Source organism: Extibacter muris (genome assembly GCF_004345005.1).
In the GTDB taxonomy this organism is placed as follows: domain Bacteria; phylum Bacillota; class Clostridia; order Lachnospirales; family Lachnospiraceae; genus Extibacter; species Extibacter muris.
This window is the reverse complement of sequence record NZ_SMMX01000002.1, coordinates 124591-147104: the sequence shown is the minus strand read 5'-3', so window position 1 is coordinate 147104 and position 22514 is coordinate 124591. Positions and strand designations below refer to the sequence as shown.

General features: G+C 51.0%; 19 protein-coding genes and 1 pseudogene. 3 read left to right on the top strand and 17 right to left on the bottom strand.

What is annotated here, in order from left to right:
- Positions 1 to 7: 7 nt before the first annotated feature.
- Positions 8 to 1933 (bottom strand): oxidoreductase, encoded by a 1926-nt coding sequence (locus tag E1963_RS02510; RefSeq protein WP_132274874.1) that lies wholly within the window; start codon positions 1931 to 1933, stop codon positions 8 to 10.
- 34 nt (positions 1934 to 1967) lie between these two features.
- On the bottom strand, positions 1968 to 2807 hold the full coding sequence (locus E1963_RS02505) for a sugar phosphate isomerase/epimerase family protein (RefSeq protein ID WP_132274872.1): 840 nt from the start codon (positions 2805 to 2807) through the stop codon (positions 1968 to 1970).
- Between the two features lie 198 nt (positions 2808 to 3005).
- Between E1963_RS02505 and E1963_RS02500 the strand changes: the two genes are divergently transcribed.
- On the top strand, positions 3006 to 3893 hold the full coding sequence (locus E1963_RS02500; protein ID WP_132274869.1) for a LysR family transcriptional regulator: 888 nt from the start codon (positions 3006 to 3008) through the stop codon (positions 3891 to 3893).
- A gap of 17 nt (positions 3894 to 3910) precedes the next feature.
- Here the strand turns inward: E1963_RS02500 and E1963_RS02495 are convergent, their stop codons facing one another.
- The 5 genes from E1963_RS02495 to E1963_RS02475 form a co-directional block, all read right to left on the bottom strand.
- The gene (locus E1963_RS02495; RefSeq protein ID WP_132274867.1) at positions 3911 to 4102 is read right to left on the bottom strand and encodes a hypothetical protein; all 192 of its coding nucleotides are present in this window, start codon (positions 4100 to 4102) and stop codon (positions 3911 to 3913) included.
- Between the two features lie 440 nt (positions 4103 to 4542).
- Entirely contained in the window at positions 4543 to 5559 is a 1017-nt protein-coding gene (locus tag E1963_RS02490; RefSeq protein ID WP_132274865.1) for an NAD(P)H-dependent glycerol-3-phosphate dehydrogenase, read from the bottom strand.
- 12 nt (positions 5560 to 5571) lie between these two features.
- Positions 5572 to 6213, bottom strand: coding sequence for a glycerol-3-phosphate 1-O-acyltransferase PlsY (plsY, locus tag E1963_RS02485; protein WP_132274863.1), 642 nt, complete (start codon positions 6211 to 6213; stop codon positions 5572 to 5574).
- Positions 6214 to 6215: 2 nt separating this feature from the next.
- Entirely contained in the window at positions 6216 to 7544 is a 1329-nt protein-coding gene (gene der / locus E1963_RS02480; protein ID WP_132274860.1) for a ribosome biogenesis GTPase Der, read from the bottom strand.
- Positions 7541 to 8884, bottom strand: a complete 1344-nt coding sequence (locus E1963_RS02475; RefSeq protein WP_132274858.1) for a DUF512 domain-containing protein — start codon at positions 8882 to 8884, stop codon at positions 7541 to 7543. The genes der and E1963_RS02475 overlap by 4 nt, the downstream gene beginning before the upstream one ends.
- Before the next feature lie 195 nt (positions 8885 to 9079).
- On the opposite strand from E1963_RS02475, the gene E1963_RS02470 reads away from it, so the two are divergent.
- On the top strand, positions 9080 to 10255 hold the full coding sequence (locus E1963_RS02470; protein ID WP_132274855.1) for a ribose-phosphate pyrophosphokinase: 1176 nt from the start codon (positions 9080 to 9082) through the stop codon (positions 10253 to 10255).
- 299 nt (positions 10256 to 10554) lie between these two features.
- On the opposite strand, the gene E1963_RS02465 is transcribed toward E1963_RS02470, so the two are convergent.
- The 9 genes from E1963_RS02465 to deoC all read right to left on the bottom strand — a co-directional run bounded on the left by E1963_RS02465 (position 10555) and on the right by deoC (position 20360).
- Positions 10555 to 11016, bottom strand: a complete 462-nt coding sequence (locus E1963_RS02465) for a hypothetical protein (protein WP_132274852.1) — start codon at positions 11014 to 11016, stop codon at positions 10555 to 10557.
- A gap of 68 nt (positions 11017 to 11084) precedes the next feature.
- Positions 11085 to 12248 (bottom strand): phosphoglycerate dehydrogenase, encoded by a 1164-nt coding sequence (locus E1963_RS02460; RefSeq protein WP_132274849.1) that lies wholly within the window; start codon positions 12246 to 12248, stop codon positions 11085 to 11087.
- Positions 12249 to 12250: 2 nt separating this feature from the next.
- The gene (gene serC / locus E1963_RS02455) at positions 12251 to 13333 is read right to left on the bottom strand and encodes a 3-phosphoserine/phosphohydroxythreonine transaminase (RefSeq protein WP_132274847.1); all 1083 of its coding nucleotides are present in this window, start codon (positions 13331 to 13333) and stop codon (positions 12251 to 12253) included.
- A gap of 33 nt (positions 13334 to 13366) precedes the next feature.
- On the bottom strand, positions 13367 to 15049 hold the full coding sequence (gene ilvB, locus E1963_RS02450; RefSeq protein WP_132274844.1) for a biosynthetic-type acetolactate synthase large subunit: 1683 nt from the start codon (positions 15047 to 15049) through the stop codon (positions 13367 to 13369).
- 17 nt (positions 15050 to 15066) lie between these two features.
- Positions 15067 to 16740 carry a dihydroxy-acid dehydratase gene (ilvD, locus tag E1963_RS02445; RefSeq protein WP_132274841.1) on the bottom strand — a complete coding sequence of 558 codons (1674 nt, stop codon included), beginning with the start codon at positions 16738 to 16740 and terminating at the stop codon, positions 15067 to 15069.
- Positions 16741 to 16841: 101 nt separating this feature from the next.
- Positions 16842 to 17924 carry a 3-isopropylmalate dehydrogenase gene (gene leuB, locus E1963_RS02440; protein ID WP_132274839.1) on the bottom strand — a complete coding sequence of 361 codons (1083 nt, stop codon included), beginning with the start codon at positions 17922 to 17924 and terminating at the stop codon, positions 16842 to 16844.
- A 97-nt stretch (positions 17925 to 18021) separates the two neighbouring features.
- Positions 18022 to 19212: a phosphopentomutase gene (locus tag E1963_RS02435; protein ID WP_132274836.1), complete on the bottom strand. Its 1191-nt coding sequence runs from the start codon at positions 19210 to 19212 to the stop codon at positions 18022 to 18024.
- Between the two features lie 38 nt (positions 19213 to 19250).
- Entirely contained in the window at positions 19251 to 19679 is a 429-nt protein-coding gene (gene cdd / locus E1963_RS02430) for a cytidine deaminase (RefSeq protein WP_132274834.1), read from the bottom strand.
- 15 nt (positions 19680 to 19694) lie between these two features.
- Positions 19695 to 20360 carry a deoxyribose-phosphate aldolase gene (deoC, locus tag E1963_RS02425; protein WP_132274831.1) on the bottom strand — a complete coding sequence of 222 codons (666 nt, stop codon included), beginning with the start codon at positions 20358 to 20360 and terminating at the stop codon, positions 19695 to 19697.
- Between the two features lie 110 nt (positions 20361 to 20470).
- Here deoC and E1963_RS22475 point away from each other — a divergent pair.
- A pseudogene (locus E1963_RS22475) lies at positions 20471 to 21549 on the top strand (IS110 family RNA-guided transposase).
- Between the two features lie 102 nt (positions 21550 to 21651).
- Here E1963_RS22475 and udp read toward each other — a convergent pair.
- A complete protein-coding gene (gene udp, locus E1963_RS02415) occupies positions 21652 to 22440 on the bottom strand; it encodes a uridine phosphorylase (protein ID WP_132274829.1) in 789 nt (262 codons plus the stop codon).
- Between the last annotated feature and the right edge of the window lie 74 nt (positions 22441 to 22514).

Below are 22514 nucleotides of genomic sequence, written 5' to 3'. Positions count from 1 at the left end.
ATTCTGCCTAGACCTGCATCGCAGCCGCATATGCTTCTTTTGTCGCATCCAGCGCCCTGCGTGCCCTTGTGGCGTCCCCTACTACGTATACTTCCTGTCCGAGTTCCTCGAGCTGTTCCGCAAATGGATTGTAATTTCTGAATCCCATGGAAAGGATAACGGAGTCGAAGCCTCGTGCTTCATGCCTTTCGCCATCCGGTGATTCGTATTCCACCCCATCGTCATAGAACTTGCATACTTTTGCATTGACAATCTGTTCTACTTTATATTCCTCAAAGTCCTTCATCACATATTTTCTGTGCTCGGATATCATATCGGCCCCCATCGTATCCCGGAATTCGATGATGCTTACCTTGTGCTGCTGTTCTCCAAGGAACGCGGCTATCTCGCATCCAACCATTCCGCCGCCCACGACAAGCACCTTCTCTCCCGCCTTTCGTCTGCCGTCCAGCAGGTCGGAGCCATGTATGATGGCCGGATTGCGGATACCTTCGATCGGAAGAATCAATGTCTTGGATCCGGTTGCGACTATGACTGCATCCGGCTTCTCTGCCTTCACCGTATCCATGTCCGCCGCCGTATTCATCCGCACCTTCACTCCGGCTTTTTCGCATCTTACGATGTAGCTGCGGATCATGCCTGTAATATCGCCTTTGCCCGGAGGATAGGCCGCCAGCCTCATATTGCCGCCCAGTTTGCCGGTGCTTTCATACAGGGTAACCTCGTGTCCTCTCTCTGCACAGACAAATGCCGCACACAGTCCCGCAACTCCGCCACCGATAACCATGACTTTCTTCGCCTTTTCCGCTTTTGGATATCCTTCCGCCTCATGTCCGAGGAACGGGTTCGTCAGACAGCAGATAGGCTCCCCTTTATACATGTTGGCGACACAGCCCTGAAGACAGGCGATACATGGTATCATGTCCTCCAGGCGCTCCTGCATCGCCTTCTCAGGCATATGCGGATCCGCCAGCGACTGCCGTCCGAACGCAACCAGGTCTGCGCGCCCTTCCTTCACGAGCAGTTCCGCGTACTGAGGTTCCGTAAACCGACCTACCGTGATAACAGGGATGGCAACCGCCTTTTTAATCTCTGTCACCAGTTCTGCAGAGAATCCTGCATGGACCGTCGTCGGAGCCCACATGTATTCATCTTTGATATGTACCGCACGGGAAACATGGAGGCATTGTACCCCGCACGCTTCCAGATAAGCCGCTATCGCCGCGCTGTCGTGCACATCCACGCCGCCGGGAACTTCATCCGCACTGTTGATGCGGGCCAGTATAGCCACCTTGTCCCCCACATTCTTCTTCACTTCTTCAATAATCAGGCGCGGAAATCTCATTCTGTTTTCAAAGCTGCCGCCAAACTCATCTACTCTTTTATTGGACCGCTGGGAGATGAACGTATTCACAAGATAGCCATGCGCCATATGGATTTCCACCGCGTCAACCCCTGCCTGCATCGCGCGTCTGGCAGCCGCTCCGTATCCTTTTACAAGTTCATACACCTGGGCCGTGGGCACTTCCTCCGGCGTGTCTCTCCCGACCGTTGAAGGGATAGCCGTAGCCGCCTGTATCGCAGCACCCGCATTTTTTGCATTTCCTTCTGGTCCTGCGTTCTGAAGCTGTACGGACACTTTTGCCCCTTCCGCATGGCAGGCGTCCACGATCTTCTTCAGGCTCTCTATACTGCTGTCATTGTAAAGGCAGGGCTTTCTCGGACCGCCTTTTGCCCCCTCGTGGACTACCGTCGCTTCTATCGTGATAAGGCCGAACTGTCCCTTTGCCCGTTCTGCATAATATGCTGCAGACTGTCCGCTCCACGTGCCGTCCGTATTGGCGAAGTTGTTGCCCATAGGCGGTACCACGAAGCGGTTCTTAACTGTCATAGGACCAATCTGTATTGGTGAAAACATATTGTCAAATCTCATATCTTTCCCTCTCTCTTATCTTTCTCTGAATGGTCTACGCCTCAACCACTTCCGGCCATGTCTCTTTCAATACCTTCACCGTGCTGTCGTATGTATGGGCCGCTGCTTCTTTTATGCCTCTTGCAAGTATTTCGTCTGATATGACTTCCACGCCCACTACTGCCGGTTCGATACCTGCATCCTTTATCATCTTGACAAATCCGGCCGTATCTTTGGCTCCTGTCCCTGGTGCAAGCCTGTCGTGCATAGACTCATCCCTCAGGATCGTCTTGGCGTATGGCCTGTCGAACGCGTCATTGATCTGGATTGATACGACCTTCTTCGCAATCTCTTCTGTCAGGATGTCATACGGCTGGTCGGCACGTACCCAGTGCCACGTGTCAAGGATGAGCATCGCATTGTCACATCCGCTTGCTTTCACTACTTCCCATCCTTTTTTCAGATCAGGAATCCCGCTGTATGGCATCGGTTCAACCCCGATAATCCGTTTTCCGGCTCTGCGGCAGAGTTCTTTCAGCTTCTGTGCCGTATGCTCTACGGAATAGTTTTCCATAAGGCCGCAGTTGATATGGTTTACGCCGAACAAGTCGCACATATGGAAGCACATCTGCTCTTTATATTTCTGCTCATATGAACGGTTGTCTTCTGCCCACTGCACGATATACTCGACTTCCGTAACCTTCATTTCATGCTTCTTAAGGATTGCCATGATATCATCATCATAAAGCCCTTCATTCAACGCATCTACATACGTCTCTGCCCTGAGTCCGATGCCTTCATATCCTGCCTCTTTGGCAGCGATGACACGATCCTCAAATCTGCATTGGTCTCCCAGCGTCCAGGAACTGATAGTGATTGGATATTTTTTTGACATAATACATTCTCCTTCCATTGTTAAAATTGAACATGATTTTTTTGTTTCTGCCGTTCAATCTTGTTACTTTTACTATGGTTTCATTATATTCTATCGTTAAATTAAAAACAAATTGGTAATTTTAGCCGAATTCATAGATTTTGTTTATAGATTATGTTAGAATGTGGACATGTCGAAAAAAGACGAAAGGAGCAGTATATGAATCTGTACCATCTCAGATACTTTGTTACCCTGGCCCATCTGGAACATTATACGAAAGCGGCCGAGATTCTCGCCATCACCCAGCCTAGCCTGAGCCATGCCATCTCCTCACTGGAAAAAGAGCTCGGGGTCAAGCTGTTTGAGAAGGAAGGGCGCAATGTCGTCCTGACCAAGTGCGGGCAGGCGTTCCTCACTGATGTGGAACAGGCGCTTGGCATGCTGGATTCCAGCATCAACAAGCTTCAGATGACCGGTACCGGGGAAGGGCGTATCGACGTGGCCCTGCTGCGCACGCTGAGCACCTCGGTAGTTCCCCAGTTCCTCCGTGGTTTTCTGGATACACGCCCGGAAAAAAACATCGACTTTTACTTTCATGCATCCACCGGCCTCACGCCGGATATCATACAAGGCGTGAAGGAGCGCAGATACGACGTCGCGTTCTGCTCCCTCATGGAAAATGAGCCATCCATAGAATTCACGCCGATCGCCAGGCAGGAGCTCGTCGTCATAGTGCCGGAAGGCCACCCTCTTTCCGGCCGCCGTGAGATAGACCTGGTAGAGACGCTGGCGTATCCGCAGATTGTATTCTCCAGACGAAGCGGCCTCCGTCCCATCATCGACCATCTCTTTGAAAAATGCGGGGGACATCCTGACATCGTCTACTCGCTGGAAGAAGACCAGGCGGTTGCGGGGCTCGTAGGCGCTGGGTTCGGCATAGCGGTTGTTCCAAAGATGGAGATACTCGGCTATATGCCTGTACATATCATCAAGATACTGCACCCCGCGTGGGAACGGCTCTTCTACATGGCGACGCTGAAGGACGTGTACCAAGCCCCCGCCATAGTAGATTTCAAGAAATACGTGGCGGAACATGCGGACCTGTAAATGTGAGTTTAAGTAAATTAGGCGGCGGACAGGGAGCCGGGTGGCATCTGCTCCGATGCGTCCGAGGCTGCGACTAGTCCACGGCCTCCTAACTTTGCGGCAGAGTCGCTGATAGCAGCTCCTCTCCCACAAACCAAGGATTCCGGGACGGATTCTCCGCCTCTTACGCTTGCACCTGCGCATCTCCCACCCGGCTCCCAGCCCGCCATCTAATTCACTTAACAAGGGCGAGGGCGGCTGTGTGGCGTTACTGGCCAGCGGATGGCCGCTGGCTGCGTAAGATGAGTGAAACAATATAACGGGCTTAATATATGCGGCATAAATCTGCGACTGATATATATGCTCGTCGTCAAGCGTTTGCAGCGAGGCGTGCACGCCGTTGCTGCAAGAAGAGCCGGAATCAGGCAGGGGATGTTATATCACATAACATCCCCGTACCTGATTCCGGCTCTTCTTCATTATGATTACTTCCACAAAGGTTTCCAACTTACTTAGCCTTTTATCACTATGCTGACACAATCAAAGTACTTCCATCAGCCAGTAGTGGCACACAGCCCCCCCCCCGCCCGTGCCAGTAAAGTAGATAGCCGATGGGGAGGTATAGGGCAGATGCCCCATACCTCTCCATCGGCGGTCTGGCTTACTAAACTCACATTTCCTTCCACGGCAGCGCACTGTGTTCTGCCTTGCTGTCTCTGAGCATGAGCTCGTTGACCGCCTCCCTCGGGTCCTTATTTTCAAACAGCACTTTGTTCACTTCCCCGATAATCGGCAGTGCCACATCATACTTCTCCCCAAGCTTCACTGCCGCTTTTGTGGAATACACTCCTTCCACGACCATCTTTACTTCGTCCATCGCCGCCTGCATGCTCATGCCCTGGCCGATGAGATAGCCTGCCTTCCGGTTACGGCTGTGCTGGCTGGCACAGGTGACGATCAGGTCTCCGATTCCGGTCAGCCCGGTAAAGCTTTCTACCGCTCCGCCCATCTTCACGCCAAGCCTTGCTATTTCTGCGATACCCCGGGTGATGAGCGCTGCTTTCGTATTATCACCATAGCCGAGTCCGTCTGCGATGCCCGCCGCCAGAGCGATGACATTTTTAAGAGAACCGCCAAGTTCCATGCCGAGCATATCCGGGCTCGTATATACGCGGAACACTTCATTCATGAACATCTTCTGGAGATATTCTGCCGTTCCCTTCGTCCTCGCCCCAATCACCACGCTCGTGGGCAGCCCCCTGCCTACTTCCTCCGCATGGCTCGGCCCGGACAGTACTGCCACGTCCGCCTGCGGGATCTCTTCTTCAATCTGCTGCGAAAGGGTCATAAGCGTCGTCTCTTCAATGCCTTTTGACACATCCACGATAATCTGCCCATCCGCCACAAAAGGCTTCATGCTGCGCGCCGTGCTTCTCGTAAATGGAGACGGCACCGCCAGCACGAGAAAGTCTTTTCCTTTGATGACCGCTTCCATGTCCGTCGTAAATTCCATGTCTTCCGGAATCTTAACTCCCGGGAGCTTGCTCGCGTGCTCCCTCTTCGTGGAGAGCATCTCCACTTCTTCCTTGCTGATAGACCAGACGGCCACCTCGTGTCCGTTCTTGTACAGCAGAAGCGCCAATGCAGTTCCCCAGCTGCCTGCTCCCATAATACCCACTTTTGCCATAATACATCCTCCTTATTTCCTGCCGAGACTCAGTTTATTTTCCGTCCCGTTCATTAACCTCTTTATGTTCGCCCTGTGCTTGAAGAAGGCAGACAGCACGAGCAGCGCCGCTATGGCATACATCTCCCACAGATGGCTGCCCGACACGCCGAACCCCCCCATCTGCCCGTACACGACTACCTCTGCCAGATATATGATCACGACAGCCAGAGAGCCGAGAGAAACGTACCGGGTGCCTGCCACGATTCCGACGAACACGACAATGCAGATAAGTACCATCGTTATGTTCACCGTACTGACAATCAGGCCGGCTGTGGCCGCAATCCCCTTTCCGCCTTTGAATCCGAGATAAAACGGATAATTATGGCCAAGCACGGCTCCCATGCCGGCATACATAGACAGCACCGGTATCATGTCCCCATGGGTCTTCCTATAAATAAGATATACCACTACGACAGCGAACACACATTTAAAGCAGTCTCCCAGGAAGGTCACGGCACCGGCCTTAAATCCGAGCGTGCGCAGGGCATTCGTCGTCCCCGCGTTGCCGCTCCCCTGCTTTCTGATGTCTATATGGTGGAGTCTGCCATAGATATATCCTGTCTGCAGCAAGCCAAATGCGTATCCGATAATCACACATATCAAGCGTTCCATAACTACCGTTCCTTTTCCTTTCTCTCCCGCACAAAGAATTTCAGCGAAGTCCCCTTGAATCCGAAAGCCTCGCGTATTTTATTTTCCAGATACCTCGTATAAGAAAAGTGCATGAGCTCCTTGTCATTGACGAAGATGACAAAGGTCGGCGGCTTTACCGATACTTGCGTAATGTAATAAAGCTTCAGCCTCTTCCCTTTGTCTGAAGGCGGCTGCTGCATTGCAACTGCTTCCGTCATGATCTCATTGAGCACCCCGGTCGCCACACGGAGCGTCTGGTTTTCGATGACCATGTCAATCTGATCGTACAACTTGTTCAGACGCTGTCCCGTCTCCGCTGACACATACATGATTTCTGCATAAGGCATGAAAGAGAGCACCTGCCTCACACGATGTTCATGCTCACGCATGGTCTTGTCATTTTTCTCGATGGCATCCCATTTGTTCACGACGATAATGACGCCTTTGCCGCGCTCATGGGCGATTCCTGCAATCTTGGCATCCTGCTCTGTCACGCCCTCTTCAGCGTCGATGACGACAAGGACGACATCCGCACGCTCCACGGCAGTGACGGTACGGATAATACTGTACCGCTCCAGCTCTTCTTTGATCTTGCTCTTCCTGCGGAGCCCCGCCGTATCGATGAAAATGTATTCCCTGCCGTCATGTACGATCTCCGTGTCTATGGCATCGCGTGTCGTCCCAGCCACTTCGGATACGATGACGCGCTGCTCTCCGAGCAGCTTGTTCACGATGGAAGACTTGCCCACGTTCGGTTTCCCCACGATGGCGATCCTGGGGCGTTCGTCTTCTTCCTCTTCGGCGCTGTGCTCCGGAAAGAATTCCACCACACGCTCCAGCATATCCCCGATACCGAGACGGGACGCCGCCGATACCGGCACCGGATCCCCGATTCCAAGGTTGTAAAACTCATACACGTCCGGCATGAACTTGTCAAAACTATCGACTTTATTTACGACGAGCACTACCGGCTTCCCGGACCTGCGGAGCATATCCGCCACTTTTGAATCGGAATCTACAAGCCCCTGCCTCACATCTGTAATGAAAACGATGACATCTGCCGTGTCAATCGCAATCTGTGCCTGTTCTCTCATCTGGGACAGGATAACATCCTTGCTCTCCGGCTCGATTCCCCCTGTATCGATGAGCGTAAACTCTTTGTCAAGCCAGCTGACCTCCGCATAGATCCGGTCTCTTGTCACTCCCGGAGTGTCCTTTACTATTGATATCATCTCGCCCGCCAGTACATTAAAAAGTGTGGACTTGCCTACATTGGGCCTCCCCACGATAGCTACAACTGGTTTACTCATATTTTTACTCCTACTCTATATTCAGTCCATTCCTGTCTTATGATTGCTTCTATAAAATCTCGTCCGCTTGATTTTACAATATCTGCCTGGACTTGTAAAGTCTCTTTCAGCTCGTCAAGCGTCACGTCGTCGAGAAATACTTCTTCTTCGCTCCGGAACATATTGCACGGAAGCAGAAGGCGTCCGCCGAGCTCCTTCCCTTTTAGCTGGCTCATCAGATCCTGTCCGGTAATGAGGCCGGATACCGTGATGAGCTCCCCGAAGTAATCATTCCGTATCGGATATACACGTACCGTCGTGCCCGGATATTTCTCCTTAAGCCGCTCTGCCATCTTCCTGATGTACGGCTCCGCCAGATAACCTGTCGCGATAGAAACTTCCCGCTCCTGTCCATCACCTTCAAGCTCCGCATAAGCCTCTTCAAACTCATCTTCAAGAAGGCGCAGCATGCCGACGCCGTTCTCAAGCTGAAGATAGCCGTCATACCGCTCCTCTTCCGGCATGTCCTGCCCTGCCAGGACATACCATTCGTCCCCGGCATGTATGAAGTGCAGCCCGTATTCTTCGTACAGCCTGTCCTGCCAGCGATGTATCGTCTCAAGCACTTCCCGGGCATCCTCTTTTGTAAACGGTTCCAGAGGATAGAGGCCGTCCCTGTATCTCGTCAGCCCAACCGGCACTACCGACACGCTCTGCAGGTGCGGCAGGTAGCGGGACATGTCGCGGATGCTCCGCTCCAGCTCTTCTCCGTCGTTGATGCCCTTGCACAGCACAATCTGGCCGTTCATCGTGATGTCGCCCTCGTACAGCCTGTCTACTTTCCTAAGCGCATCTCCCGCGAACCGGTTGTGCAGCATCTTGCAGCGAAGCTCCGGGTTCGTCGTATGGAAGGATATATTGATCGGCTCCAGATGGTAGGTTATGATGCGCTCGATATCATGGTCGTTCATATTTGTAAGCGTGATATAATTGCCCTGCAGGAAGGACAGGCGGGAATCGTCATCCTTAAAATACAGCGTCTCCCTCATTCCTGCCGGCATCTGGTCGATGAAACAGAACATACACTTATTGCGGCAGGAGCGGTACTCGTCCATCAGACCCTGTTCGAATTCGATTCCGAGATCTTCATCATAATCTTTTTCAATCTCAAGCTCCCACTCCTCCCCGTCCGGCTTCTCTATCAATACGACGAGATTCTCTTCATTTACACAGTAATGATAGTCAAATACATCTTCTATTATAGTATCATTAATGGACAGCAGCCTGTCTCCGGGCTCGATTCCCATCTCCTGCGCGATGCTTCCCGGGACGATTTCCTTAATGACATGTTCGTGTCTCATACATAAGCTCCTCAGTTCTATTTTATCTTAGCCTTATTATTATACCCCACCTTCTGAAATTAGTCTACCCGAAGGCAAAAGGGTGTTGACCATCTCATGGAAAAGGTGATATAAATAAGTTGTACGAATGTGTATACATATTGGACTGCTGGCAATCAGCAAGTGCAAAATATTGTTAAGATACAGGAGAATATCATGCCAAATATTAAACTTATGGAAGAAGCCCTTCCGGTAGCGCCACTTAAAATCGCGGCTCTGGAGAGCTGCAGGGAGCTTGGGCAGAAAGTAAATGATTACATCGTACGGTTCCGCCAGGATACCTTGAGAGAATCGCTCGATTCCCCCCTCTTTTCCAGCTACCAGCTTGAAAATTATCTGATTGAATGTAAATGTCCGCGTTTCGGCACAGGCGAAGCGAAAGGAATTATCGGAGAATCCATACGAGGCAAAGATCTGTTCCTTATGGTAGATGTATGCAATTACAGCCTCACTTACACGGTGAACGGCCACCTGAACCATATGTCCCCGGATGACCACTACCAGGATCTGAAACGAATCATCTCTGCCGCCACCGGCAAAGCGCACCGCATCAATGTTATCATGCCATTCTTGTATGAGAGCAGGCAGCACAAAAGGACGAAGAGGGAATCTCTTGACTGCGCCCTTGCGCTGGAGGAGCTTATGGAGATGGGCGTTAGCGATATCATCACCTTTGATGCCCATGACCCGCGCGTCCAGAATGCGATTCCGCTCCAGGGCTTTGATAACTTCAACCCGCCCTATCAATTCATGAAGGCGCTGCTTCGGGCCGAACCGGACCTTTCGGTGGACAAAGACCATCTGATGGTAGTAAGCCCCGACGAAGGTGCTATGCACCGGGCGGTATATTTCTCCAACGTACTCGGGGTAAACATGGGCATGTTCTACAAGCGCCGTGATTATTCCACCGTGGTAGGCGGCAAGAATCCTATCGTGGCCCACGAGTTCCTCGGTGATGACATCAAAGGGAAAAATGTAATCATCGTGGATGATATGATTTCTTCCGGGGAGAGTATGCTGGACGTGGCGAAGCAGCTGAAGGAACGAGGCGCGGGACGGGTATTCGTATGTACTACGTTCGGTCTGTTCACGGAAGGTTTTGACAAGTTTGACGACTATTATGAAAATGGATATATCGACAGGGTCATCACGACGAATCTTACGTACCTTCCGCCGGCTGCCTACGAAAAGCCGTACTTTGTCGTCGCTGACTTAAGCAAGTTCATCGCGCTGATCATAGACTCTCTGAACCATGACATTACAATCGGGTCTGTTTTAAATCCGACAGACAAGATTCATGCATTGCTTGAAAGACACAACTCTAAAAAGTAGGGGATACGGGAATCCCTTCAGCAAAAAAGAAGCCTGACCCCTCTCGGGTCCGGCTTCTTTTTTCCTCTCAATACTTTATAATCAGTGCTTCTCCATGTATGTCGTAAGAGCAGTCTTCTCTGTAAAGTATTTCTTTAAAGCAGAAACTAAATTCTTCATCGAATCTCACTTCCTTTTATATCAATCTCTTATTTTTCTTTCCGTTAAAAGATTAACACTTGCAGGAAGTATTGTAAAGATATATTTTTAACAAACTTTGTATATTTATGCAGGTTGTTTTTGTGCATTTATTAACAATGTCAGAAATCCGTATACACCCCGCCATTATGCAGCGTGTTCCCTTTCGCCCCGGCAAGCTCGGACACCGTAACAAGCTGGTACCCCTCGTCCAATATTACCTGTACCGGATAGTCGCCTTCTGCTGAAGCGTCCGCCTCACATCTGAGGGTATAGCCTTTTTTGCCGTTCAAGTCATCCAGCAGGTCTCTGACCGTATAGCCGGACTTCCTGTCCAGGACCGCCCGGCCATCGCCATCCCCATATATCCGGACTCCGGCCTGGGGAAGCTCTTCTCCTTGTAGTATCTCGCCGGATGTGGCCATGATGACAATCTGCTCTTCCTGTTCTGCCGCAGCCGCTGTCCGGAATAAAAGGAACGGCATGAGGCAGACTACAAAAAGAGCAAGGATCCTGAAACAGATCCCGGCCCTTCCTTCATGTCTTATATTTGTTCTCTTTCTCATGCGTACTCTTCTTTTCATTCGTTTTTCTCCCCTGTAATGATCAGCCTTCTCCCCTGTTCTTTTTTAGTATACAGCCTTTCCGGCTATTATTCAATGATTCTTACACGCCTTACCCCTTCGATTTTCAGCAGTTCGTCTGTCACGCCTTCCGGTACCTCTGAATCGATATCAATCATCGTGTAAGCGAATTCGCCTTTGCTTTTATTGGCCAGGTCCGCGATATTAAGGTTTTCTTCCGCCAGCACTCTTGTAAACTGGCCGAGCATGTTCGGGATGTTATGGTGAAGCAGAACGATCCTGGCATTGTCACCTTTATATCCCATGTCGCAATCCGGGAAGTTCACGGCATTCGTTATGTTCCCGTGTTCCAAATAATTCCGGATCTGTTTCACGGCCATCTTGGCACAGTTATCTTCCGACTCTTCCGTGGACGCTCCGAGATGTGGTATGACGATCGCGCCCTTCACTCCGGCCATAGCCGGCGTCGGAAAGTCTGTGACATAGTGCTTCACATGGCCTGACAGCAGGGCATCGATCATAGCTTCCTCATCTACGAGCACATCCCTCGCAAAGTTCAGCACGACAATCCCTTTCTTCATGAGGTTGAGCGCATCGGCATCAATCATCCCTTTGGTACTGTCGAGGGCAGGTACATGAATCGTGATATAGTCGCAATCCTTGTATATCTCATCCACGGTCTTTGCATGCCGGATGCTTCTGGAAAGCCTCCATGCCGAGTCCACGGACACGTATGGGTCATACCCGTATACTTCCATTCCGAGATGCGTGGCGGCATTTGCCACGAGCACGCCGATGGCTCCAAGGCCGATGACACCCAGCTTCTTGCCGTCCAGTTCACAGCCGGCGAAGGCTTTCTTGGCCTTCTCGGCGTCTTTGGCTATATTGCCGTCCTCCTCATTTTCCTGCACCCAGTTGATTCCGCCGATGATATCCCGGGATGCAAGGAGCATGCCCGCAATCACAAGCTCTTTTACGCCGTTGGCGTTAGCCCCAGGCGTATTGAATACTACGACACCGTTCTCAGAGCAGCGCTCAAGCGGTATATTGTTCACGCCTGCCCCGGCCCTTCCGATTGCCTTAAGGTCAGGGCCGAGTTCCATCTCATGCATGGATGTGCTTCTGACGAGCACCGCATCTGCAGCTTTTGCATCACTTACCGGGACGTAGTCTTCTGTAAACTGTTCCAACCCTACGCCGGAGATTGGATTTAAGCAATGATATTTATACATGATTACAAATTCTCCTCTTCAAACTTTTTCATAAACGCAACAAGAGCTTCCACGCCTTCTTCTGGCATGGCATTGTAGATGCTGGCGCGCATGCCGCCCACGCTGCGGTGCCCTTTCAGGTTCTCAAATCCGGCGGCCTTAGCCTCTTCCACGAATTTGGCGTCCAGCTCTGGGATGCCCGTTATAAACGGGACATTCATCAGAGACCTGTCCTTTGCTTCTACCGTTCCGCTGAACATCCTGCTTGCGTCCAGATAATCGTATAGTATCTTCGCCTTCTTCTCATTGCGCTTCTTCATGGCGGCGAGGCCTCCCTGCCGCTTCAGCCAGCGGAACACCTTGCCGCATATGTATATGCCATAAGCCGGGGGCGTATTGTAGAGGGAACCTGCATCCGCATGTGTCTTATACTGGAGCATGGTCGGTGTTCCCGGCAGTACGTCGTCTGTTATGAGATCTTCTCTTATAATGACGATGACAACTCCGGCCGGTCCCACATTCTTCTGCACGCCGCCATATATGACACCGTACTTGGTCACATCCACGGGTTCAGACAGAAAGCAGGATGACACGTCAGCCACGAGCGTCTTTCCCTTCGTGTCCGGGAGCTGTTTGAATTTTGTTCCGTAAATCGTATTGTTCTCACAGATATATACATAGTCTGCGTCATCTGACACAGGCAGGTCTGTACAGTCCGGAATATAAGAATATGTCTTATCTTCGGAAGAAGCGATTTTATTAGCTGTCCCGTATTTTGCCGCTTCAGCATAAGCCTTTTTAGACCACTGCCCTGTGACGATATAGTCTGCGACCCGGTTCTTCATCAGGTTCATCGGAATCATCGCAAACTGCTGGGACGCTCCTCCCTGCAGGAACAATACTTTATAATTGCCAGGAATGCCCAGCAGCTCTCTAAGATCTGCCTCTGCCGAGCCTATAATCTCCTGGAACGCTTTTGAACGGTGGCTCATTTCCATCACGGACATGCCGTTCCCGTTGTAGTCAAGCATTTCTGCCGCCGCTTCCGTTAACACTTCCTCCGGCAATACAGCCGGTCCTGCTGAAAAATTATACACTCTGCTCACAATACATTCCTCCACTTTCTTATTCAGTAATAATTATCTGCTTCTTTCTTCCAGGTCTTTTTCGTCAAAGGCTTCGCTGATTGCCGCGCCAGGCGCCACCATCGGCCACACCTTTTCATCAGAATCAATCTGGCAGTCGATGACGACCGGCCTTCCCAACTTAAGCGCAGATGCGAATGCCTCTTTGAACTCTTCCCTCGTCTCAGCCCGGACTCCGGCAGCGCCGAGCGCCTCCGCCAGTTTTACGAAATCCACATTGTCGTTCAGTACCGTGGCCGAATAGCGTTCTCCGTAAAACAGGTTCTGCCATTGTCTCACCATGCCGAGCACGTGGTTGTTTACTACGACCTGGATAATCGGGATATTATAACGGGCCGCAGTCGCAATCTCATTCATGTTCATGCGGAAACAGCCGTCCCCGGCTATATTGACGACTGTCTTGTCTGGCATGCCGGTCTTCGCGCCAAGAGACGCACCGAGGCCGTAGCCCATCGTTCCGAGGCCTCCTGACGTAAGAAAGGTTCTCGGCTTCGTAAACTTGTAGAACTGGGCGGCCCACATCTGATGCTGCCCTACTTCCGTTACGATGACGGCATCTCCTTTCGTCTGACGGTATATCTCTTCGACCACGAAGGGACCGGTCAGCGTATCCTCATGGTACTTGAGCGGGTACTGTTCCTTATAGGACATGATCTTCTCTATCCACTCAGTATGGCTCTGATTCTCGAGCCTGTCGTTCATGATGCCGAGCGCCACTTTGATATCACCTACCACACCGTCGGTAATGAGTACGTTTTTATTCATTTCAGCGGCATCCACATCAAACTGCAGGATTCTGGCATTTCTGGCAAATTTCTTTGCATTTCCCGTCACGCGGTCGCTGAACCTTGCGCCTATTACGATCAGCAGGTCGCATTCGCTTACCCCGTAATTGGCAGTCTTCGTCCCATGCATGCCAAGCATTCCGGTGTACAGAGTATCCGTCCCCGGAAAAGCGCCTTTTCCCATGAGGGTATCTGTGACAGGCGCATCCACCTTTTTCACAAATTCATACAGCTCCTTGCTCGCGTCTGCAAGCACCGCTCCTCCGCCAACAAATATGTATGGTTTCTTTGATTTTGAGATGATCTTAAGTGCGCTCTCGATCTCTTCTTCACAGATGGCCTGCGAAACTGTCACGGGAGCGATCTCCTGTTTCTTATATTCTGTCTTGTTGGCTGTCACATCCTTGGGGATGTCGACCAGCACCGGGCCGGGCCGGCCTTTTTTGGCTATCACAAATGCCTTCCTGATCGTGTCAGCCAGGTCTTTTACATCTTTGACGATATAATTATGCTTCGTTATCGGCATCGTGATGCCCGTGATATCTATCTCCTGGAAGCTGTCCTTCCCAAGCAGAGAGACTCCGACGTTGCACGTAATCGCCACGATCGGTATGGAATCCATGCATGCTGTCGCGATTCCGGTTACCAGATTTGTAGCCCCCGGACCGCTCGTCGCAAAGCACACGCCGACCTTTCCGGTTGCTCTCGCATATCCGTCGGCTGCATGTGCAGCCCCCTGTTCATGTGATGTCAGGATATGTGTTATCTCATCACTGTGCTTATATAATTCGTCATATACATTCAGTATCGAGCCGCCGGGATAGCCGAATACGGTATCTACCCCCTGCTCCTTCAGACACTCTATGACGATTTCTGCTCCTGTCAATTGCATACCTTCGTATCTCCTATCTATTTATTCTTCGGCACTTCCAGGATGGCTCCCCTGTTGCCTGATGTAACCATGGACGCATATCTTGCCAGATATCCTGTCGTAATGCGTGGCTGTCTCGGTTCCCATGCCTTCTTTCTCTTTTCCATCTCTTCCTCCGGCACGTCCAGTTCGAGTTTCAGCCCCGGTATATCAATCTTGATGATATCCCCCTCTTCAATGAGTGCAACCGGTCCGCCGACGGCGGCTTCCGGAGACACGTGGCCGATGGAAGCTCCTCTGGATGCTCCGCTGAACCGTCCGTCCGTGATAAGGGCGACGGAGGAGCCGAGGCCCATGCCTGCTATTGCGGAGGTCGGGTTGAGCATCTCCGGCATACCCGGTCCGCCCTTTGGCCCTACATAACGGATTACGACGACATCTCCGGCTGCGATCCTGCCTCCCTTGATGGCTTCAATGGCGTCTTCCTCGCAGTCGAATACTCTGGCAGGTCCTTCGTGTACGAGCATCTCTTCTGCAACTGCAGAACGCTTCACGACGCTGCCGTCCGGTGCGAGATTTCCTTTCAGTACCGCGATTCCCCCTGTTGTACTATATGGATTGTCGATTGTTCTTATAACCTCGGGGTCTTTATTGACCGCTCCTGCTATATTTTCGCCGACGGTCTTTCCTGTAACTGTCAGGCAGTCCGTATGCAGAAGCCCTTTCTTGTTCAGCTCTGCCATGACGGCATACACGCCGCCCGCTTCATTCAGATCTTCCATATATGTAGGCCCAGCCGGTGCCAGATGACACAGGTTCGGCGTCTTCTCGCTGATTCCGTTGGCAAAGTCTATCTCAAAGTCCATCCCGATCTCATGGGCAATTGCCGGGAGATGGAGCATGCTGTTGGTCGAGCAGCCGAGTGCCATATCGACCGTCAGCGCATTCAATATCGCATCTTCGGTCATGATGTCTCTTGGACGGATATCCTGTCTCCACAGTTCCATCACCTGCATGCCTGCATGCTTCGCCAGACGGATCCGCTCCGAATACACCGCCGGAACCGTGCCGTTGCCGGACAGTCCCATGCCAAGCACCTCTGTCAGGCAGTTCATGCTGTTGGCGGTATACATGCCGGAGCATGACCCGCACGTCGGACATACTTTATTCTCGAACTCACATACATCTTCTTCCGTCATCGTTCCCGCCGTATAAGAGCCGACTGCCTCGAACATGCTGGAAAGGCTCCGCTTCTTCCCCTTTACATGACCTGCAAGCATGGGGCCTCCGCTGACGAATATGGTCGGCACGTTGATTCTTGCAGCCGCCATCAGAAGCCCGGGCACGTTCTTGTCACAGTTTGGCACCATGACGAGCGCGTCAAACTGGTGCGCCAGCGCCATAGCTTCCGTAGAATCCGCAATCAGGTCTCTTGTCACAAGAGAATACTTCATCCCGATATGTCCCATGGCGATTCCGTCACATACCGCGATGGCCGGGAACACGATCGGGGTTCCTCCCGCCATGGCAACGCCCATCTTAACGGCTTCAACAATCTTATCCAGGTTCATATGACCCGGAACAATCTCATTATGTGAGCTCACTATACCGACAAGCGGCCGTTCCAGCTCCTCCTTCGTATATCCAAGCGCATTGAATAAAGACCTGTGGGGTGCCTGCTGCATCCCCTTCGTTACTGTATCACTTCTCATATTATCCCTCCTGGCTAACTAATTCAGGACGTGATCTTTTTGAAAAGGGTTACGTCCCAAATTAAACTTTATGGTGTACCTAAATGGATTTTGCCCTGTACCTAAATGGATTCTGCTATCAGGTTTCCCATTTCTTCTGTTCCTATCTGTGTCTTTCCTTCTGACATGATGTCGATGGTGCGGCAGCCCTTTTCCAATACTTTTGCAACTGCTGCCTCTACCGCGTCAGCTTCCTTGTCAAGGTCGAAGCTGTATCTGAGCATCATGGCCATGGAAAGTATCGTCGCTATCGGATTGGCGATTCCTTTTCCTGCTATATCTGGCGCTGAACCGCCGCTTGGCTCATACAGGCCGAACTTTGTCTCGTTCAGGCTTGCGCTTGCAAGCATGCCAATCGATCCGGTCACCATGCTTGCCTCGTCGGAGAGGATATCTCCGAACATATTCTCTGTCAGGATGACGTCAAACTGCTTCGGATCTTTTACAAGCTGCATGGCACAGTTATCTACCAGCATATGCTCCAGTGTCACTTCCGGATAGCCTGCTGCAACCTCTTCCACGACGTTCCGCCACAGCCTGGACGTATCGAGCACATTTGCCTTGTCTACGCTCGTCACTTTCTTCCTTCTCTTCGCGGCAATGTCAAAGCCGCGCTTTGCAATCCGCCTGATTTCATTCTCATTGTATGTAAGCGAGTCACGTGCCGTAAGCACGCCGTTTATCTCCCCGGTACTCCGTTCTCCGAAGTACAGCCCGCCGGTCAGTTCCCGCATGATGACCATGTCAAAGCCGCCTTCCGTAATCTCTTCCTTCAGCGGACATGCGCCTTTCAGTTCGTCATACAGCACCGCCGGCCTTAAGTTGGCAAACAGGTTCAGCTCCTTGCGTATCTTAAGCAGCCCGGCCTCCGGCCGTTTGGATGGCTCAAGCCGATACCACGGAGATGTCCCGGCATCTCCTCCGATGGATCCCATGAGCACGGCATCACATGCCTTTGCCGCCGCTACCGTCTCATCCGTAAGCGGAACGCCATGGACATCTATCGATGCGCCTCCCATTAACAGCTGTGTATATTTACACGTATGTCCGTATACTTCTGCAACCTTATCCAGCACTTTCATCGCTTCGGTTACAATCTCCGGACCGATTCCGTCTCCTTTTATCACCCCGATGTTCAGGTTCATATGCTCTCATCCTTCCTGTATAAAAATTCAGTAAAAAAATCTATAGAATTAATCATATCCTATTTTAATGTTTGTTTCAAGACTTTAATTCGCTAAATTACTCAATGAAGCTTATCAATGAATGTCCTATCGTACCTTCCGGCATCTCCACATGGAAGTTCTCAGCTATCGTGGCCCCTATCACGGCAAATGTATCCTGCTCTCCCAGGCTGCCTGAGCCCTCCAAGGATTGGGAGTACACGAGCAGCGGTACTTTTTCCCTCGTGTGGTCTGTCCCCTTATAGGTCGGGTCATTTCCGTGATCTGCCGTTATCATCAGCAGATCGTCTTCCCGCAGGACATCCAGCAGCCGTCCGAGCTTTTTGTCAAAATGTTCCAGCTCCGCCGCATAGCCTTCCGGGTTCCGCCTGTGTCCCCACAGCGCGTCAAAGTCCACCAGATTTACAAAGCAGAGGCCATGAAAGTCTCTCTCCGCTACTTCTGCCGCCTGTTCCATGCCATGGACAGAGCTTTGGGATTTGTATGCTTTCGTGATGCCTTCCCCTGCAAATATGTCTTTGATCTTGCCGATAGAAATCACGTCATATCCTGCATGCTTCAAAGCGTCAAGCACCGTGGGGCCGGAAGGTTTTACGGCATAGTCGTGCCGGTTGCTCGTACGGACGAACTCGCCTTTCTTCCTCCCCACATACGGCCTTGCGATAACCCGCCCGACTTTCCACTCCTCTTTCATTGTCAGCTCTCTTGCAATCTCGCAGCAGCGGTACAGCTCTTCAAGACCGAACGTCTCCTCGTTGCCGCAGATCTGGAGCACGGAATCCGCAGAAGTGTAGACGATCATATGGCCGGTCGCTATCTCTTCTTCCCCGAGCTCTTCGAGAATCTCCGTGCCGCTTGCACTTTTATTGCCGATAATCTTATGCCCTGTTCTTTCTTCCAGCTCTTTTATCAAATCGTCCGGAAAACCTGTCTCTGTAAATGTCTTGAAGGGCTTTGTCGTGTAGATTCCCATCATCTCCCAGTGCCCGGTCATCGTATCCTTTCCGCTGCTTCTCTCCTTCAGCACCCCGTAGTACCCTGCCGGCTGCTCTGGGGCAGATCCATCCGCGGACGGATGTACATTCCATATGCCGAGCTTGGCAAGATTAGGGAGTGTAAGTTCAGGAACTGTTTCTGCGATATGCCCGAGCGTGTCAGCTCCCTCATCTCCGAACAGCGCCGCATCTTCCATCGCTCCGATACCAAGCGAATCCAGTACTATGACAAATATCCTGTGAAATCTCTCCATATGACAGACCCCTTTCTATTAACATGCTTTTAACAGACTCATTCCTTCAGATTGCCTGAGCCGAAGCCCAGGGGGAACAATTCTTCAAGCGTGTATATCTCATAATGATCCTCATCAGCCGCAAGGATGATAAAAAACTCTTCCGGCCGGCAGAACTCCATCATGACCTGGCGGCACATGCCGCATGGGGGGCATAGGCCGTGCCCGCCCTTCTGGTCCTCGTTTACGATGCAGATGGCTGCAAAATCCCGTTCTCCTTCGCTTACCGCTTTGAAAATTGCCGTACGCTCCGCACAGTTGCCCGGAGAGTAAGCGGCATTTTCTATATTGCAGCCGGTATATACAGTACCGCCTGTTGTAAGCAGCGACGCCGCAACCCTAAAATCAGAATAAGGCGCGTAGGAAAAGCCAAGCGCTTCCTTCGCTCGCTGTATCATGAGCCGCACCGGTACTTTTTCTTTTTCCATCCCCAACACTCCCTCTTACTTTATGTTCTTTCCTTTGCTCTTCGCTATTTTGACAATCCGGCTCGTTCCAAGCCTTCCTGCCCCAAGCTCCAGGAAGTCTTCCGCGTCCTGGATGGAGCGGATACCTCCCGCCGCCTTAATCTTCACATCCGCACCTACATGCTCTGCGAAGAGCCTCACATCGCCAAATGTCGCCCCTTCTGATGAAAACCCTGTCGATGTCTTGATATAATCGGCCCCTGCTGCCGTGACAATCTCGCACATCTTCACTTTCTCTTCTTCGCTGAGAAGGCACGTCTCGATTATCACCTTAAGCAGCTTTCCGTCCGCCGCCTTTTTTATCTGCCGTATCTCTGCCTCTACGCAGTCATACTTTTTGTCCTTGACCCATCCGAGGTTGATGACCATGTCTATCTCATCGGCTCCGTTTTCTACAGCGTCCTTTGTCTCGGCCACTTTGACCGCTGTCGTATTATACCCGTTCGGAAACCCGATGACCGTACACACGGCCAGCTTCTCACCCACATATTCCTTCGCCTGCCTGACATAGGACGGCGGTATGCACACGGAAGCAGTATGGTATGCAATGCCGTCGTCACAGATGCCGCGTATCTCTTCCCACGTGGCAGTCTGGGCAAGCAAGGTATGGTCTACGTGCTTTAGTATTTCCTCTATTTTCATAATTATATCCATTCCTTTCGCTTCGCTCAGGCACAAAACGTAATGAAAATGTTTTCCTGAGCTTATTTTTTCTTTATAATTCTTCTTGTAGGGAACTCGGTATACTACAAATCACGGGGAGGCGAGTGGGCTGTCCGACTTGCCGTGATGTCCACAAGACTTTTGTAGTGGCCTGCATTGCTTCTACTGACAGCAAAGGCGTGACCACCTATGAGTGCCAACGTTTTTCAACCTACACGAAAGGTTTGAAAAATTTGTTACACTGGCTGCTCGGACACAATTGCAAAGACGTTTGTATGGAATCTACAGGTAAATATTGGATTCCTGTTTATAACATTCTGGAAAGAAAATGTTCCATTGTCCTTGCCCATCCTAAATATGTTAAGGCTATCCGTGGAAAGAAAACTGACAAGAAAGATGCCAAATGGATTGCTGACCTGTTCAAGCATGATCTTGTTGCCGGAAGCTTTATGCCACCCGCTGACATCCGTCAGCTCCGTGACCTTATGCGCTACCGTTTCAAACTGACCTGCTTTAAATCAAGCGAAAAGAATCGTTTGCAGAAGACGCTATTGATGGGTATATCACACCGGAACAGGCTGGTAAACTAAAGGTAATTAAAGCTCATTACGAAAACCTGGAATCCCGGAAAGCAGAGCTTGAAGAACTCATTCTTGCGCTCGCCACTCCCTATCAGCAAGAACTTGCCATTCTTCAAACCGCTCCTGGTATCAGCAGTGATTTCACTGCGATTGGAATCATTTCCGAAATCGGTACCAACATGGAGGCCTTTCCTTCGGCGAAACACTTATGCTCATGGGCTGGGCTTACACCAACCAACAATGAAAGTGCAGGGAAGAAAAAATCTGTCCGGGTTTCCAAGGCCGGATGCTATATCAAACCACTACTTGTGCAGTGTGCCAATGCGGTTGTTACCAGCAAAAAGCATCCTGAAATTCGTAACCGCTATCTCCGTCTCAAAAAGCGTCGCGGTCACAAGAAAGCAATCATTGCCATAGCAAGAATGCTTCTGACTGCATTATATCACATGTTGAAGAACGGAGAAAACTATAATGCGGAACTTTACCAAAAATCATAGTTACCACCCGTAGATCGAGAAATCACGGTAGAACAGGCTCTTATCATAGCAAGGAATCAAGGTTATAGGATTAAGTCAGCAACTGCATAACCTCAACATACTCGATATTCAATTTTCAAAGCAGCCACCGAAAGATGGCTTATTTGTCATACGATTAAGGGAATGGATACCCTCTACTTTTCATTTTCAATCTTATTTCTCCTTCTTTAGTCTGTCCTTTTTTATCAGAATACGGATTGCTTCAACTGCTGCCTGAATCGGCGCTTCCGTATCGTGTACTACCGGGTTCGGAAGTCCTTTTCTGGCCCGCTCCTGGTTCGCCATGACGAGCATGACAGAACCGACCCTGGCACGCAGGCAGCTGCCGACGATATACAGCGCTGCCGACTCCATCTCAGAGGCAAGGCAGCCACATTTGACCCATGCGTTCCATTTCTCCATGAGCTCATAGCCGACCGGCTTCGTATCCGGCGAGTGCTGCCCGTAGAAGGAATCCTTGCACTGCACCACCCCCGTATGATAGTTGAAATCCAGATTGGCGGCGGCCTCCATCAGGGCATTGACAACAGCGATATCCGCAACGGCCGGATACTCTATGGGCGCATACTCTTTGCTCGTGCCTTCCATACGTATGGCTCCTGTCGCAATCACGATATCCCCGCTTTCAACTTCTTCTGCCATCCCTCCGCTCGTACCGACACGGATGAAAGTATCCGCGCCTGTCCTGACGAGCTCTTCCATGGCAATCGCCGCAGACGGCCCTCCGATACCGGTGGAAGTCACGCTAACTTTCTCACCGTCCAGACAGCCTGTATATGTGACATATTCCCTGCTGTCGGCAACCAGCCTGGCATCTTCAAAATGTGCGGCAATCTTTTCACACCTCTTTGGGTCGCCCGGAAGGATTACATACCTGCCAACTTCCCCTTTGGCAACCTGTATATGATATTGTCTGTCCTTGTCCTCTGAATAGTTGATCATGTGCACATCCCCTTTCTTTTCCTTCCTATATCATATCATTCTGTCCCTTGATAAACCAGTCTTTCCTGACAATT

Coding starts and splice junctions, on each gene's coding strand:
- ilvD (WP_132274841.1), bottom strand. CDS start 16,740: ATGAGAAGTGATACAGTAACGAAGGGGATGCAGCAGGCACCCCACAGG.
- E1963_RS02490 (WP_132274865.1), bottom strand. CDS start 5,559: ATGGCAAAAGTGGGTATTATGGGAGCAGGCAGCTGGGGAACTGCATTG.
- E1963_RS02465 (WP_132274852.1), bottom strand. CDS start 11,016: ATGAAAAGAAGAGTACGCATGAGAAAGAGAACAAATATAAGACATGAA.
- E1963_RS02435 (WP_132274836.1), bottom strand. CDS start 19,212: ATGGAGAGATTTCACAGGATATTTGTCATAGTACTGGATTCGCTTGGT.
- E1963_RS02505 (WP_132274872.1), bottom strand. CDS start 2,807: ATGTCAAAAAAATATCCAATCACTATCAGTTCCTGGACGCTGGGAGAC.
- udp (WP_132274829.1), bottom strand. CDS start 22,440: ATGATCAACTATTCAGAGGACAAGGACAGACAATATCATATACAGGTT.
- E1963_RS02495 (WP_132274867.1), bottom strand. CDS start 4,102: ATGGCGGGCTGGGAGCCGGGTGGGAGATGCGCAGGTGCAAGCGTAAGA.
- leuB (WP_132274839.1), bottom strand. CDS start 17,924: ATGAACCTGAACATCGGGGTGATAAAAGGAGACGGAATCGGTCCGGAG.
- cdd (WP_132274834.1), bottom strand. CDS start 19,679: ATGGAAAAAGAAAAAGTACCGGTGCGGCTCATGATACAGCGAGCGAAG.
- E1963_RS02475 (WP_132274858.1), bottom strand. CDS start 8,884: ATGAGACACGAACATGTCATTAAGGAAATCGTCCCGGGAAGCATCGCG.
- E1963_RS02510 (WP_132274874.1), bottom strand. CDS start 1,933: ATGAGATTTGACAATATGTTTTCACCAATACAGATTGGTCCTATGACA.
- ilvB (WP_132274844.1), bottom strand. CDS start 15,049: ATGCAATTGACAGGAGCAGAAATCGTCATAGAGTGTCTGAAGGAGCAG.
- deoC (WP_132274831.1), bottom strand. CDS start 20,360: ATGAAAATAGAGGAAATACTAAAGCACGTAGACCATACCTTGCTTGCC.
- E1963_RS02460 (WP_132274849.1), bottom strand. CDS start 12,248: ATGTATAAATATCATTGCTTAAATCCAATCTCCGGCGTAGGGTTGGAA.
- E1963_RS02470 (WP_132274855.1), top strand. CDS start 9,080: ATGCCAAATATTAAACTTATGGAAGAAGCCCTTCCGGTAGCGCCACTT.
- plsY (WP_132274863.1), bottom strand. CDS start 6,213: ATGGAACGCTTGATATGTGTGATTATCGGATACGCATTTGGCTTGCTG.
- E1963_RS02500 (WP_132274869.1), top strand. CDS start 3,006: ATGAATCTGTACCATCTCAGATACTTTGTTACCCTGGCCCATCTGGAA.
- der (WP_132274860.1), bottom strand. CDS start 7,544: ATGAGTAAACCAGTTGTAGCTATCGTGGGGAGGCCCAATGTAGGCAAG.